Genomic DNA, 15,292 nt, shown 5'->3' with positions numbered 1-15,292 from the left:
CTGACGGTGGCGGTCGGGCTACAGCCACTCGCCTTCCAGGGCGGTGGCCGTCAGGCCCGGGGCCGCCGCGTACAGCACGGCGCGGCTGCCCGGTTCCTGCCCGGCGTCGTGGGCCCTGCGCATGATGTCGAACACGGCGGCGCCCCCGCGGTTGCCGCTGATGTAGCTGTCCCGGCTGTGGTCCAGCAGTCCCGAGGGCCATCCGTCGGGCATGGTCTGCTCCATGTACTCCAGCACCCGCGTGCCGCCGGGGTGCGCGAGCAGGACGTCGGGGTGCCAGGACTCCGGGTCCTCCTGGTAGCGGACGCGCAGCCACTCCCACATCGCGGTGACCGTCTCCTGCACGGCACGCGGCCCCCGCCGGTCCATCACGAAGTGCGTGCCGTCCGCCCGCGTCTCCAGCCGGTGCAGGTCCTGGGTACCGGGCAGGGTGTGGTTCCACGCGGCGTCCAGCCGCAGCACCGACTCGGGCCGCGGGCGGCCGGTGACGACCGCGGCGACGGCGGTGTCGGCGAACAGCAGCCGGACGATCAGGGACTCCAGGGTGTCGTCCCCGGGCTGGTAGGTCGTGCTCAGCGCCTCCGCGATCACGACCAGGACCACCCGGTCGGGGTCGGCGGCCACGAGGTCCGCCGCCAGCGCCAGGGAACGGGTCCCGGCGATGCAGGCCCACTGCGTGGCCGGCAGCAGCATGGCGTCGCTGCGCAGCGGGAGCCGGTTGGCCAGGGCGACGTCCAGACCCGGCAGGGCGGGGGTGGTGGAGTTGCTGGTGATCAGGCAGTCGACGTCTGCGGCGTCCAGCCCGGCGATCTGCAGGGCCCCGCGCGCCGCGCGCTCCCCGTAGGACTGCACGGCGGCCCAGGCAGGGGCGGTGCGCTCCTGGACGGTCTGCGGGGCGGGTATCGCCTCCAGGGCGGCGATCACGCGGTCCACGTCCCGCTCGTCGAACCCGTCCCGGGCCAGCGCCTCCCGGGCGGGCCCGGTGCCGGTCGGCCACCGCCCACGGCCGTCCCCGGGCGCGACGGCGCTCTCCAGCGGCAACATCCAGCCACGGGCCTCGATGCCCGTGCCGGCCGCGATGCCGTCGATCCGCGGCGCCCAGGCCGCGTGCGGGTGCCGCTCGCGCACTTCCTCCACGATCTGGCTGGTCTTCACGGTGTGTTCGCCGTGGATCACGGCAGGGGGGCACAGGTAAGCGGCCACAGTCGGCACCTTTCTGAGGGGCGTGAGGGAGAGCGTCACGAGCGCTGTGGCGCGGGTCACTTCACCACTGCGCGTACCAAGTCGGCGTCGCCGTACTCCACTTCCGGCGCGGCGCCGTATGGAACGAGCATGTACGCCAAAAGGACATTTCCGCTGTGAGCTGGGCAACGTGGGAGGAAGTTCGGTACGTGAGGCGGCACACACGGGGGCCGGATCGACACCTCAGGGGTCGCCGCCGTCCCGTGGCGCAATTGCCGCTGGCTGAAACCCAGTTGAGTACCCCGAACGCTGCTTCCCCAACAGTCACAGAATCATCACAGGACGTTTTCATATTCATGTTCATGGCAAACATGCTCGCCGTGCAGCAGCCATGACTGGCTCGTCGACTAGGGGTGGGGTTGTGAACGTGAAACGGGGGCGCCGCGCGGGCGGCATGCACGGAAGACCCATGCGGAATCTGGTATCCGCGCTGACCGCGGCGGCGGTGGTGATCACTCTGCCCGCCTGGGGGCCCTCAGCCCACGCGGCGGCGGACGAAGAGACCCGGCCACCGCTGTCCGAGGGGCAGCGAGCGCTCGCCGCGGCCCGGGAAGCGGGGAAGCGGGTCGAGGTCACCGGCGAGCGGACGGAACGCACGACGGTGTACGCCAATCCGGACGGGTTCACCTTCACGCTGGAGGAGTCCGCGGTCCCGGTGCGTGTGTCCACCGCCGGTGGAGGCTGGCGGACACCCGATGCCACCTTGGAGCTCCGCGACGACGGGACCGTGGCGCCGAAGGCGGCGGCCGTGGAGATGCGGTTCTCCGGGGGCGGGAAGGCCGGCCCGCTGGTCGAGATCTCCGAGCGGGGCCGGTCCCTGCAGCTGGACTGGCCGGACAAGCTCCCCGAGCCCGAACTGGACGGGGCGAGCGCGACGTACCCGGAGGTGCTGCCGGGCGTCGACCTGAAGGTCACCGCGTCGGTGGAGAGTTTCCGCCACGTCCTGGTCGTCAAGACGCCCGAGGCCGCCGCCTCCAAGGCACTTCAGCGGATCGACTACTCCCTGAAGGCCGCCGGCCTGGACATCGTCAAGGGCAAGGCGGGGAACCTCACAGCGGTCGACGACGACGGCAACCGCGTCTTCCGGGCCCCACCGGCCCAGATGTGGGACTCCGCCGGAGAGGCCTCCGCCGCCCGGACCCGGTCGCGGGCGAGCGCGACGGCCGCGGGCCCCGAGGGTGCGGCCCCGTCCGGCGCCGACGCGTCCTCGCAGGCCGGCGTGGAGCCCGGCGCCGGGGACACCGTCACGACCATGGACGTGAAGCTGTCCGACACCGCGCTGACGGTGGTGCCCGACGCGGACATGCTCACCGGGACGAAGCCGGCGGCGTTCCCGCTGTACATCGACCCGACCGTGACCTGGGGCGAGTCCGAGCGCACCCTGCTGCGCAGCGACGGCTACGAGTCGTATGGCTGGAGCAACGGGGACGACGGCCTGGGCAAGGGCGCGGGCAAGTGCGGCACCTGGAACAACTACTACTGCGGGCCCGGATACGTGCAGAGGCTCTACTTCGAGTTCTCGCCGGCGAGCCTGAAGGGCAAGAAGGTCCTGGACGCCACGTTCCGGGTGACCGAGCCCTGGGCGTTCCAGTGCGACCCGCGCTGGGTGGAACTGGTCCGCACCAACAACATCTCCTCCTCCACCACCTGGTCCTCCCGGCCCAAGGAGATCGACTGGATGGGGGACCGGTACGTCTCGGCGGGCCGGGGCTCCCTGTGCGACCCGGACTCCCCGGACGCGCCCATCGAGTTCAACGACGATCCCGACCAGTCCTGGGAGAACCTCACCCCGACGGTGCAGAGCTTCGCTGCGGGCAAGTTCTCCCGGTTCACGCTCGAGATCCGGGCCAAGGACGAGTCCGACACCTCGGCGTGGAAGCGGTTCAAGAACGACGCCGTGCTGGCCGTGGACTTCGTCGGCCTGCCGGACAAGCCCAGCGGCGTCGGGCTGGTGACCGGCTCGGGCACGGTCTGCGAGAAGAGCGAGTCCGACCCCGCCATCGTCTCCGACCCGACCCCGCTGCTCACGGCCACGACCCAGACCAAGGCGGGCGGCGAGAAGGACGCGCAGTTGCGGGCCGCGTTCGACCTCGATCACAAGAACGCCGACGGCACCTGGTCCGACACCGCGCCCGGCAACGGCGACCTGCGGCCCTCCAGCGGGTACGTGGGTGACGGGGTGAAGCTGAGCATGTCCTGGTCGACCCTGGCCGAGGGCAAGCTCTACCGGTACCGGGCGTGGGTGCGCTCGTACTACAACGGCGGCGGCGACTCCCTCTCCGGGCCGTCCAACGCGTCCACGACGGGCTGGTGCTACTTCAAGGTCGACCCGACCGCGCCCAAGGCCCCGAAGATCACTGTCGGCAGCCCGTACTCCGTCTGCACGGAGACCACCTGCGCGGCGGGCGGCGGCCCCGGCCGCAAGGGCACCTTCACGTTCGCGGCGGCCACCGGCGACTCCAACGTCGCCTACCAGTACAAGCTGTCCACGGCGGACGCCTGGTCGACGCCGCTCAACGGAGCGACGGCGTCGAAGGACATCACGCCCGTCCGCTCCGGCACGTACACCCTGTACGTGCGGGCCAAGGACAGCGTGGGCCGCTGGGGCGCCCAGGGGGTCGTGGACTTCCTGGTCGCCGCGGGTGAAGGACCGGTCGGCCGCTGGCACTTCGACGAGGCCACCGGAGCCGCCGCCGACTCGGCCACGGCCGACGGCAACGACGCCGCGATCCTGGGCGGCGGCGCCGTACGGGACGACCGGGGGCGGCGCGGCCTCATCACGCACGACGCCGAGGGACAGCCCCTGGCGGAAGCGATCACCGACAAGGGACTGTCGCTGAACGGCAGCACCGCCTACGCGGAGACCAGCGCACCGGTGCTGGAGACCCGCTCCGCCTACACCGTCTCCGCCTGGGCGAGGCTCGACGCCGGCGGCAAGAACGCCTCCGTGCTCGCCCAGCCCGGCGGACAGGGCAACACGTTCGTGCTCTGGTACCTCGCCGACGTGAAGCAGTGGTTCTTCGGCGTGCTCGACCAGGACGGCTCCACGCTGCGCGGCCGGTACTCCGTCTTCCCGGCCCAGACGGGGGTGTGGACCCACCTGGCCGGCAGCTACGACCCGGCCACCCAGGAGCTGATCTTCTACGTGGACGGCCGTCGCCAGGCCCAGCCCCTGGCGACCGGCGCCGCCTCCTGGGAATCGACCGGCGGGCTGCAGTTCGGGCGGTACAAGTTCCCGAGCGGCAACGCGACCTACTACTTCCCAGGATCGATCGACGAAGTCGCCGTCTGGCAGCGGGTGCTGACCCACGAGGAGGTCGCGGACGAGACACGGCTGCTGGTGTCGGAGAAGTTCGCCGGTGTCGAGCTGGTGGCCGACTGGAACGCCGCCCGGGGCAGCGGGACGACCGTCCCGGACACCACCTCCGGCTACGGCAGGAGCCTGACCCTCGCGGGCGGTGCGGCGATCAGCGACGAGACGATCGTCCTGGACGGGGTGGACGACGCGGCCACGGCCCCGGGTCCGCTGGTGTACGACCACGCCCCCTTCACCGTCTCCTCGCTCGTCGAGCTGGACTCGGCGAAGCTGCTGGGCAAGGACGTCGGCTACACCGGCCAGGTCCTGGGCCAGCGCACGGCGGACGGCTCGGCCTGGGGCCTCTGGTACCAGCTGACCGGCAAGGACACCGTCCTGAACGAGGAGACGATGGAGGAGACCACGGTTCCGGTCGGTGTCTGGCACTTCGGCCGCCTGAACGCCGACGGCACCTTCTCCTCGGTCGTCTCCGACGAAGTGGCGGACCTGGACCACCCGGTGCGGCTGACCGGCATCTACGACTCCCTGAACGGCGCGATCAGCCTCTACCTCGGCTACGGGCAGAACGGCGACGCGAAGGCGTTCACCGTCCAGCTGGGCACCGGGGACTTCGCCATCGGCAAGGGCTTCACCGGCGGCACCTGGCGCCACCACCTGCCCGCCCGCGTCTCCGAAGTGCGGCTGTGGGCCGGGGCGATGGCGAGCCCCGAGCAGATCGAACACCGCGTGGGCGACTGACCCCCGCACGGAGGCGGTGGGGCGCCGCAGGGTGCGGCGCCCCACCCCGGCACGGCACATCACGGCCTTTCACAGCTCTGTCGGCCTTTCACGGCGCGCAGCAACGGGGTGGGAGCGGACCATCATGGCTTTTGGCATAGGCACATCAAGAGGGGCGAGGGGTCGCGGAAGGCGGCGGGCCGGGACGATCGTGACGGTCCTCGCGCTGGCCCTGCTGGTCCCCGCCGGGCCGGCCCCGGCGGCCCCGGCCGCCGAGAAGGGACTCGGCCGGCCGGACGCGCCCGACCAGCGGGTCAGCAAGGTCGAAAAAATGAACGGGCCCGGAGCGAAGAAGGCCCGCGCGAAGGTCGCCCAGGACAAGAAGGCCGACGCCGAGCGCGCCCGGAGAGCCCGTGCGGAGCAGGCGGCGGCCTGGCCCGCGCGGGGCGAGGCACGCGTCGAACTGGACGCCGGCAGACGCGTCCGGGCGAAACCGGGCGGCCTTCCCGTCAGCATCGCCCCGGCCGAGGGCCGCAACGCCGCCGCACCCGGCACCACCGCGCGGATCACCGTCCTCGACCAGAAGGCCGCCCGGGCCGCCGGCGTCACCGGCGTACTGCTGACCGTCGAGGCGGACGACCCCGGACGGGCGGAACTCCGCATCGACTACGACGGCTTCGCCTCGTCGATCGGCGGCGGCTGGGACTCCCGGCTGCGGCTGGTGCGCCTGCCCGGCTGTGCCCTGGACTCCCCGCACAAGGCGGCGTGCCGCGTCACCACCCCGGTCGAGTCCGACAACGACCTCGCGGACCGGACCCTCACCGCCTCCGTACCGCTGGCCGGGAAGGGCGACGGCTCCGCGCCGCGGGCCGCGGGCGCTGCCGGCTCGGAAGCGGCCGTGTTCGCCGTGACCGCGGGCGATCCCGGGGCGGGGGAGTCCCCCTCGGGCGCCGGTGACCACTCGGCCACCGAGTTGTCGGCGTCCTCCTCCTGGGAGGCGGGCGCCAACTCCGGTGCCTTCACCTGGAACCACGACTTCAACATGCCCCCCGCCGCCGCCGGCCCCACCCCGGACCTGGCCCTGTCGTACGACTCGGGCACCGTCGACGGTCGTACGGCGACCACCAACAACCAGGGCAGCGCCGTCGGCGAGGGCTTCAGCCTGACCGAGTCCTACATCGAGCGGTCCTACGGCTCCTGCGACGACGACGGCCACGAGGACGCCTTCGACCACTGCTGGAAGTACGACAACGCCCAGCTGGTCCTCAACGGCAAAGCGACCCGCCTGGTGAAGAAGTCCGGCGACTGGGAGAGCACCTGGCGGCTGGCGAACGACGACGCCTCCACGGTGACCCGCTCCACCGGCGCCGACAACGGTGACGGCAACGGCGAGTACTGGACCGTGGTCACGGGCGACGGCACCAAGTACGTCTTCGGCCTGAACAAACTGGACGGCGCCGCCGACCAGCGCACCAATTCCACCTGGACCGTGCCCGTCTTCGGCGACGACTCAGGCGAACCCGGCTACGGCAACGGCGACACCTTCGCCGCCCGCTCCACAGCCCAGGCCTGGCGGTGGAACCTCGACTACGTCGAGGACACCCACGGCAACGCCTCCACGTACTGGTACGCCAAGGAGACCAACCACTACAAGAAGAACAAGGCCACCAGCGCCAACGCCCCCTACACCCGCGGCGGCTACCTCAAGGAGATCAAGTACGGGCTGCGCAAGGGAGCGTTGTTCACCGACGACGCCGACGCCAAGGTCACCTTCGGCCACGCGGAACGCTGCACCGTCTCCGACTGCTCGTCGCTGACCAAGGACACCGCCAAGAACTGGCCCGACGTCCCCTTCGACGCCCTGTGCACCGACGGCGACACCGACTGCCTGGCCACAGGCCCCTCGTTCTTCTCCCGCAAGCGTCTGACCGGCATCGACACCTTCTCCTGGAACAGCACCACCAGCACCTACGACCCGGTCGACTCCTGGGACTTCACCCAGGAGTACCTCGACGGCGGGGACATCGGAGACACCTCGGACCACGTCCTGACATTGAAGTCGCTCCGGCGGACCGGCAAGGCCGGCGGCTCGGCCATCGCCCTGAACCCGATCTCGTTCACGTACCAGTGGCGCGAGAACCGGGTCGACGGCACGGACGACATCCTGCCCCTGACCCGGCCCCGCATCTCCACGATCACCTCGGAAACCGGTTCGATCACCACGGTGACCCTCTCGTCGCCGCAGTGCGTGCGCAGTGACGTGACGGGCGCGGCCGAAGACACCAACACCCGCTCCTGTTACCCCACCTACTGGAACATCAACGGCTCCTCCGAGGCGTCGATCGACTGGTTCCACAAATACCGCGTCGAAGCCGTCGTCGTGTCGGACCCGGCGGGCCACAATGACGCGGTCGAGTACGCCTACGACTACAGCGGTGCCGCCTGGCACCACAGCGACGACCCCTTCACGCCGAAGGGCGAGCGCACCTGGTCCGAGTGGCGGGGCTACCGCCAGGTCACCGTCCATACCGGCGCCCGGGACACCACCCGCTCCAAGACCGTCTCGCTCTACATGCAGGGCATGCACGGCGACAGGAAGAAGGACGGCAGCACCCGTTCGGTCACCCTCGCCCCGCTGTCCTCCCCGTCCCTCGGCATCGCCGGCATCACCGACAGCGACCAGTACGCGGGCACCCGCCGCGAACACGTCACCTACGACGGCACCATCCCTGTCACGGTCGAGGTCAACGAGCCGTGGTCGAAGGAGACCGGCCGCCAGAGCGTGCCCGACGCGGCCGACCACGTGGCCCGCTTCGTCCGGACCGAGAAGTCCACGACCCACACGTACCTGACCGCCGCGAAGACCTGGCGCGCTCGCGCCCTCACCACCACCTACGACGACCACGGCATGCCCGTCACCGTCGACGACTCCGGTGAGGCGGGCAAGGGCGGCGATCAGACCTGCACCCGCACCTGGTACGCCCGCAACGCCGCCGCAGGCATCAGCGACCTGGTCTCCCGCAGCCGCACCGTCGGACAGTCCTGCTCCGTCGCGGACACGAGCCTGAGCCTGCCGGCGAACTCCAGGACGCGCGGCGACGTCCTGTCGGACACCGCCACCGTGTACGACAACCCAGCCGCCACAGGCTGGTCGGCGTCCCAGACGCCCACCAAGGGGGCGGCGACCTGGACGGGACGCGCCACCGGCTACGGGGCCACGGCCGGGGCGGACGGGCTGCGCCCGGCCACGGGCTGGCAGAAGACCGCGTCCACCACGTACGACGCCCTCGGCCGCACCGCCGACGTCACCGACGCCGAGGGCAACACCACCTCCACCGCCTACACGCCCGCCACCGCGGGCCCACTGACCAAGACGATCGTCACCAACCCCAAGGGCCACAAGGTCACGAGCTTCCTGGACCACAGACACGGCCAGGAACTGCGCGTGTACGACGCGAACCTGAGGAAGACCGAGACCACCTACGACGCGCTCGGCCGACGGACCGCGGTCTGGGAACCCAACCGCAACAAGGCCGCCGACTACAGCGCCAACACCACGTTCGCCTATCGCATCAGCAGCACCGAGCCGTCCTGGGTCTCCACCTCGACCCTGAAGCGGGACGGGGAGACCTACAACACCACGTACGAGTTCTACGACTCGATGATGCGCCCGCTGCAGACCCAGTCGCCCACCCCGCTCGGCGGCCGCGTCCTCACCGACACCCGCTATGACACCCGGGGCCTGGCCCACGAGACCTACGAGGACATCTTCGACAGCACGGCCACGCCGAACGGCACCTACACCCGGGCCGAGTACGGCGAGACGCCCGAACAGACCGAGACGGTGTACGACGGCGCGGAACGGCCCGTCTCCAGCACCCTGTACGTGTACGGGGTGAAGAAGTGGTCGACCTCCACCTCCTACACCGGTGACTCCACCGCCACCACCGCCCTCCAGGGCGGTTCGGCCAGTCGCACCATCACGGACGCCCGGGGCCGCACCGTCGAGTCCCGCCAGTACGCGGGTCCCAGCCCCGCCGATCCGCAGTTCGGCGGCGGCTCCGGCACGGCCTCGTACACCTCGACCACCTTCCGGTACACACTGGAGGACGAGCAGGCGCAGGTCACCGGCCCCGACGGGGCCACGTGGAGCTACGGATACGACCTCTTCGGCCGCAAGACGAGCGCCGACGACCCGGACAAGGGTCTGACCGCACTCGAGTACGACGCCCTCGACCGCCTCACCAAGTCCACCGACTCCCGCGGCAAGAGCATCATCACCGCCTACGACGAACTCGCGCGGGTCACGGGGACCTGGACGGGCTCGAAGACCGACGCCAACCAGCTGACCGCCCACACCTTCGACACCCTGCTCAAGGGACAGCCGGACACCAACACCCGGTACGTCGGCGGCAAGACCGGCCGGGCCTACACCGAGACCGTCACCGCGTACGACACCATGGACCGCCCCACGACCACCGAACTCACGCTGCCCGGCAGCGACCCGCTCTCCGCGGCGGGCGCGGGCACCCTCCAGTTCGAGAGCCACTACAACATCGACGGCACGCTGCAGAGCACCAAGGAGCCCGCCCTCGGAGGGCTGCCCAGCGAGATCGTCGAGTACGGCTACACCAGCACCGGACAGCTCACCTCCATCGGCGGCAGCACCGGCTACCTCCTCGACGTCGACTACTCCGCGCTCGGCCAGGCGCAGCAGCTCGTGCTCGGGACCGCGAACACCGAGCAGCACAAGAAGGCGTACGTCACCAACACCTGGGAGGAAGGCACCGAACGCCTCCTCGGCAGCCACGTCACCGACCAGACCCACCCGTACAAGCTGCAGAACCTCGTCTACTCCTACGACCAGGCGGGCAACGTCACCTCCATCGCCGACACCAGCACGCTCGGCGGCTCGGCTGCGGCGGAGACCCAGTGCTTCACCTACGACAGCCACCGACGTATGACCGACGCCTGGACCCCGGCGTCCCAGCGCTGCTCCGACGCCCCCAGCGCCACCGGCCTCGGCGGACGCGCTCCGTACTGGACCAGCTACCGGTACAACGCCGCCGGGCAGCGGACCACCGAGACCAGCCACACGGCCACCGGCGCGGCCACCACCACCTACTGCTACGAGAAGCCGGAACAGCCGCACACCCTGACCGGCACCACCACCAAGGGCGACTGCGCGTCCCCCGAGCGGAGTTACACCTTCGACGACAGCGGCAACACCATCAAGCGCCCCGGAGAGACCGGGACGCAGGATCTGCTGTGGTCGGAGGAGGGCAAGCTGCGCTCCCTCACCGAGGGCGACACGACCACCGACTACGTCTACGGCGCCGACGGTGACCTGCTGATCCGCGCCACCGAGGGCGGCGAGCGCGTCCTGTACCTGGGGGCGTCCGAACTGCATCTGCGGGCCGACGGCAGCACCTGGGCCCAGCGCCACTACAGCTCGGCCGGCCTCAATGTCGCGGTCCGCTCCAACGAGAGCGGCAGCAGTGAACTCAGCTACCTGGTGACGGACCAGCACGGCACCGCGACCCTCGCCCTGGACGCGACCGACCAGACCTTCTCGCGGCGCTACCTGAACACGTTCGGCGAGCCCAGAGGCAAGGCCTCCGGACCGGCCTGGCCCGACGACAAGGGCTTCCTGGGCAAGACCACCGACACCGGCACCGGTCTCACCCACGTCGACGCCCGGCAGTACGACCCCGAGATCGGCCAGTTCATCAGCCTCGACCCGCTGCTGCAGACCGGCGTGGGGCAGACTCTCAACGGATACAGCTACGCCGTCCAGAACCCGGCGACCCTCGCCGACCCCTCCGGCCTCGGCGTGCCCGAGTGCCACACGGGCGAGATCAAGTGCCGTAACGGTGTCCCGGTCAGCAGCGGAAGCTCGAACAAGAACTCCGACGGGCCGGTCCGCGCCTGCCGCTGTGGTGGACGTCCCCCGCTCGTCCAGGGCAACACCAGGCCCACCGGCCTCGGAGGCATCCCGGGCCGCCGCAACATCACCCTGCCGTCGACGCCTCCGCCCACCGGCTGGCTCAAGGTCACCCCGCCCAACCCCGGCCCCGAGCCCAAGAAGGACGACGGTTTCTGGGGTGGTCTGAAGAACAAGGTCGGCGACAAATGGGACACCTTCAAGGACAACGTGACCAGCAAGGACTGGTGGAAACACAAGGGCGTCGACATCGGGATCGGGGCAGTGGCGGCCATCGGAACGGGCGTGTGCATCGCGACAGTCGTCTGTGGCGGCGGCGTGTTCCTGGTCGGCGCCGGAGCGGTCTTCGTGGCGGGCCTCGGTGCCCATATGGCGGTCGCCACCGACGAGGAACGTGAGCGCGGCGCGACCCAGTTCCTCGCGCGCACGGCGAAAGCCGAGGTGAAGGGAATGGCCGCCGGCGCTTTGTGGGGCCGCGGTCCCGTGGGCGGAATCATCAAGGGCGCCAACGGCAAGTACGCATCATTCTTCGCCAAGCGGGACATGGCAGGGTCGCCGCCCTTGCTGTACAAGGTGCCCATGAGACAGTGGGGTTCCACGGTACGCGGGCGCGTTCGCGACATACTCAAGTAGTGAGATCTGTACTTGACGTCCGGGGGCCGGAATTCATCCGGCCCCCGGACGTCCCCTTCTCCAGACGAAACCGAATACCGATCTCCTGCCGGAGGGCGACGGTGAACGATTCCCGGTGCGGGACACTCGACCACATCTACCTGAGCTATCTGGCCGACCGCGGGACATCAGGACTGCGCGTGGGCTGGCGGCAGGTGCTCCGCGACGCGTGGTTCGGAATCCTCATATGGCTGGCAGCCTGTGCCGTCGTCTTCTTCGTCGCGGGACCGATATGGGTGGGCGTTCCCGCCGGCCTCTGGCTCGGCTGCGTCGCCGTCGTCACCGTGATCCGTCTGCTGATGAGACACACCGTGCGGTGCTCTGTGATGTACGGCGTCCACTGGCCCCTTCAACTGGGTGAGCTGATCTGAGATGTCGGCCCTCATGGAACTGGCACTGCTGGTGATCCTCGCCGGTGCGGCAGCACTGGCCGTCCGCACGGCCGTGCGCGGCCGGGCGGCCCGGCGCAGCACCGGCCTCGCCGAACAGGGCTCGGCGCGCTTTCCCTGCCGTCTGTCCTGGGAAGCCGGCACCGGCAGGAAGGCGTTCACCTACGGCAAGATCGAGGCGGGTGCGGCCGAGGGCCTGCGCTTCATCCGGCGCGGGGGCGGCCCGCTGGCCCTGCCGCGCGCCCTCCGCGTCCACACGGAACCGAGCTGGCGCACCGGGCTGGTACTCCTGCGCTATACCGCTGCCGGAAAGGGAGACGTGAGAATCCTCCTCAGCGAAGCGGATGCCGTGACGGTGGCGGGGTTGCTGCGGGGCGAGGGAGCGGGGGCACCCTGAGCCGTGGATCCGGCGCCGGAACGTCAGCCCGAAGCGGGCTGCGAACCCCCGGACGCCTCGCCCGCGGCACGGCGGTACTCCGCGTTGATCCGCTGGGCCTCCTCCAGCTGGTCCTCCAGGATGATGATCCGGCACGCGGCCTCGATCGGAGTGCCCTTGTCCACGAGCTCGCGGGCGCGCGCGGCGATCCGCAGCTGGTAGCGGGAGTAGCGGCGGTGCCCGCCTTCCGAGCGCAGCGGAGTGATCAGCCGCGCCTCCCCGATGGCCCGGAGGAAGGCCGGCGTGGTGCCGAGCATCTCGGCGGCGCGGCCCATGGTGTACGCGGGGTAGTCGTCGTCGTCCAGACGATCACCGAGCGGAGAATCTGCTGCTGCCATGTCACCTCGTTGTCGCACCGCGCCGAGGGGCCCTGGTGCCCATCGGCACCGGGGCCCCTGAGGAAATGAAACACCATCCCCCGGCCCTCGTGCCCGGCCGACCTCCCGTTTCCGTTGTCCGGCCCGGCCGGATCAGGGGGTGACACAGCGGTGAGGGCCCTGCCGACGCGCGTCGGCAGGGCCCTCACCGGGTCTTGAGGCCCGGGGCTAGACGAGAGGTCCGGCGATGACGTCCCGCAGCCGGATCCGGTCCGTGTAGGCCGGGCTGCCGGTGACCCCGGCGAGCCGGGCCAGGGTGACCAGACCCGTGCTCTGGTCGTCCCCGTCGCAGAGGACGAGGTGGTCGACGCGGGCGCCGGCCATGAGGGACAGCGCCACCTCGACCGTCATGTCGTCCCGTACGCGAGGCCCGAACGGGCCTCCGTCATCGAGCACGGTCGTGGCGGTCACGGGGAAGAAGTCCGCGTGGTGCGCGGTCTCGGTCGGCGTCACAGGTGTCTCCCACCGGTCGGGGTCGGCTCGTGGTCACGTCGGTGCTGCGCGGCAGGAGGCCGGCTCACGGTCACGGCGGCTACGCGGCCGAACCGAAGCCGGGCCGCCGCTGGCCCCCGCGGCGCGCCCCTTCACCGGCGGGCCTGCCCTGGCCCCCGCGGCGTCCACGACGGGCCCGGGACGGCGAGGACGCCCCGCCCGGGCGCTCCGCACGCGGCGCCGTGATGACGACCGGGACACCGGACGGCGCCTGGGCGCCGGTGATGCGGCTCAACTCCGCCTCGCCGGACCGCACCTGGGCGACCTGCGGGGTGATGCCCGCCGATGCCATGAGCCGCGTCATGCCGCGCCGCTGGTCCGGCGTCACCAGGGTGACGACACTGCCCGACTCCCCGGCCCGGGCCGTGCGGCCCCCGCGGTGCAGGTAGTCCTTGTGGTCACTGGGCGGATCCACGTTGACGACCAGGTCGAGATGGTCGACGTGGATCCCGCGGGCCGCGACGTTGGTCGCCACCAGCACCGTCACGTGACCGCTCTTGAACTGCGCCAGGGTCCGCGTGCGCTGCGGCTGGGACTTGCCGCCGTGCAGGCCCGCGGCCCGGACGCCGCTGTTCAGCAGGTGCTCGGTGAGCCGGTCCACCGCGTGCTTGGTGTCGAGGAACATGATCACCCGACCGTCGCGTGCCGCGATCTCGGTGGTCGTCCGGTGCTTGTCCGCGCCGTGCACGTGCAGGACGTGGTGCTCCATCGTGGTCACGGCGCCCGCCGACGGGTCGACCGAGTGGACCACCGGGTCCGACAGGTAGCGGCGGACCAGCAGGTCCACGTTGCGGTCCAGGGTGGCCGAGAAGAGCATCCGCTGCCCGTCGGGACGCACCTGGTCCAGCAGGGCGGTGACCTGCGGCATGAAGCCCATGTCGGCCATCTGGTCGGCCTCGTCGAGCACCGTGACGGCGACCTCGTCCAGCCGGCAGTCGCCCCGGTCGATGAGGTCCTTGAGCCGCCCGGGCGTCGCGACGACCACCTCGGCACCGGCGCGCAGCGCACCGGCCTGCCTGCCGAGGGACATCCCCCCGACGACGGTGGCCAGCCGCAGGCGCACGGACCGGGCGTACGGGGTGAGCGCGTCGGTGACCTGCTGCGCGAGCTCACGGGTGGGCACGAGAACGAGCGCGAGCGGCTGCCGGGGCTCGGCCCGCCGTCCCGCGGTACGGGCCAGCAGGGCCAGGCCGAACGCGAGGGTCTTGCCCGACCCGGTGCGGCCACGGCCGAGCACGTCACGGCCGGCCAGGGAGTTCGGCAGGGTCGCTCCCTGGATCGGGAACGGCACGGTCACGCCTTCATGGCCGAGCGTGGCCAACAGGGGTGCGGGCATGTCCAGTTCGTCGAACGAGTCCACGGCGGGCAGCCCGGGTGTGATCGTCTTCGGGGGCGCGAACTCGCCCTGCACGGGCCGTCCCGCCGGCCGACCGTCGTAACGCTGGGAACGGCGCGGACCACCGCCGGAGCGGTCGTCGCCCCGGAAGGAGCCGGACGTGCGGGACGTGCGGGACCTGTCGGATGTGCGGGACGTGCGGAAATTCTGAGATGTACGGGCACGCTTCATGCGGTACGGGACCTTCCTTGATGGGCACGTGGCAAGGAATTCCCGCAGCAGAAGAGCGGCGCAGAGAATTTCGAGACGAGCCGGATGCGAGGGGGGACGGGGCCGGAACGACGGGAAAATGCGCCCGCCGACGAGGGTGA

8 protein-coding genes are annotated in these 15,292 nt (G+C 71.0%); 4 read left to right on the top strand and 4 right to left on the bottom strand.

Features of this window, described 5'->3' with window-relative positions:
- Nucleotides 1–18: 18 nt before the first annotated feature.
- A complete protein-coding gene (locus tag ACIGAQ_RS31195) occupies nucleotides 19–1,203 on the bottom strand; it encodes a type III polyketide synthase (RefSeq protein WP_399788853.1) in 1,185 nt (394 codons plus the stop codon).
- A 448-nt stretch (nucleotides 1,204–1,651) separates the two neighbouring features.
- On the opposite strand from ACIGAQ_RS31195, the gene ACIGAQ_RS31190 reads away from it, so the two are divergent.
- The 4 genes from ACIGAQ_RS31190 to ACIGAQ_RS31175 all read left to right on the top strand — a co-directional run bounded on the left by ACIGAQ_RS31190 (nucleotide 1,652) and on the right by ACIGAQ_RS31175 (nucleotide 12,677).
- Complete coding sequence (locus tag ACIGAQ_RS31190; RefSeq protein WP_399788850.1) at nucleotides 1,652–5,296, top strand: LamG-like jellyroll fold domain-containing protein; 3,645 nt, start codon at nucleotides 1,652–1,654, stop codon at nucleotides 5,294–5,296.
- Between the two features lie 124 nt (nucleotides 5,297–5,420).
- A complete protein-coding gene (locus tag ACIGAQ_RS31185) occupies nucleotides 5,421–11,852 on the top strand; it encodes an RHS repeat domain-containing protein (protein WP_399788847.1) in 6,432 nt (2,143 codons plus the stop codon).
- Nucleotides 11,852–12,262 (top strand): hypothetical protein, encoded by a 411-nt coding sequence (locus ACIGAQ_RS31180; RefSeq protein WP_399788844.1) that lies wholly within the window; start codon nucleotides 11,852–11,854, stop codon nucleotides 12,260–12,262. The genes ACIGAQ_RS31185 and ACIGAQ_RS31180 overlap by 1 nt, the downstream gene beginning before the upstream one ends.
- Before the next feature lie 13 nt (nucleotides 12,263–12,275).
- Complete coding sequence (locus tag ACIGAQ_RS31175) at nucleotides 12,276–12,677, top strand: hypothetical protein (protein ID WP_399788841.1); 402 nt, start codon at nucleotides 12,276–12,278, stop codon at nucleotides 12,675–12,677.
- 23 nt (nucleotides 12,678–12,700) lie between these two features.
- Here ACIGAQ_RS31175 and ACIGAQ_RS31170 read toward each other — a convergent pair whose 3' ends face one another.
- The 3 genes from ACIGAQ_RS31170 to ACIGAQ_RS31160 all read right to left on the bottom strand — a co-directional run bounded on the left by ACIGAQ_RS31170 (nucleotide 12,701) and on the right by ACIGAQ_RS31160 (nucleotide 15,152).
- Nucleotides 12,701–13,054, bottom strand: coding sequence for a helix-turn-helix domain-containing protein (locus tag ACIGAQ_RS31170; protein ID WP_399788838.1), 354 nt, complete (start codon nucleotides 13,052–13,054; stop codon nucleotides 12,701–12,703).
- A 207-nt stretch (nucleotides 13,055–13,261) separates the two neighbouring features.
- Entirely contained in the window at nucleotides 13,262–13,504 is a 243-nt protein-coding gene (locus ACIGAQ_RS31165) for a CBS domain-containing protein (RefSeq protein WP_399789409.1), read from the bottom strand.
- A 121-nt stretch (nucleotides 13,505–13,625) separates the two neighbouring features.
- On the bottom strand, nucleotides 13,626–15,152 hold the full coding sequence (locus tag ACIGAQ_RS31160) for a DEAD/DEAH box helicase (protein ID WP_399788835.1): 1,527 nt from the start codon (nucleotides 15,150–15,152) through the stop codon (nucleotides 13,626–13,628).
- Nucleotides 15,153–15,292: the final 140 nt, after the last annotated feature.

It is taken from the genome of Streptomyces sp. NPDC085932, assembly GCF_044540525.1.
In the GTDB taxonomy this organism is placed as follows: Bacteria; Actinomycetota; Actinomycetes; order Streptomycetales; family Streptomycetaceae; genus Streptomyces; species Streptomyces levis.
The sequence above is the reverse complement of the archived record's forward strand: the minus strand, read 5'-3'. Positions and strand labels throughout refer to the sequence as shown.

Excerpts from the sequence above, each read along its gene's own strand:
- ACIGAQ_RS31190 (WP_399788850.1), top strand. The coding sequence starts at position 1,652 with ATGCGGAATCTGGTATCCGCGCTGACCGCGGCGGCGGTGGTGATCACT.
- ACIGAQ_RS31185 (WP_399788847.1), top strand. The coding sequence starts at position 5,421 with ATGGCTTTTGGCATAGGCACATCAAGAGGGGCGAGGGGTCGCGGAAGG.
- ACIGAQ_RS31175 (WP_399788841.1), top strand. The coding sequence starts at position 12,276 with ATGGAACTGGCACTGCTGGTGATCCTCGCCGGTGCGGCAGCACTGGCC.
- ACIGAQ_RS31170 (WP_399788838.1), bottom strand. The coding sequence starts at position 13,054 with ATGGCAGCAGCAGATTCTCCGCTCGGTGATCGTCTGGACGACGACGAC.
- ACIGAQ_RS31160 (WP_399788835.1), bottom strand. The coding sequence starts at position 15,152 with ATGAAGCGTGCCCGTACATCTCAGAATTTCCGCACGTCCCGCACATCC.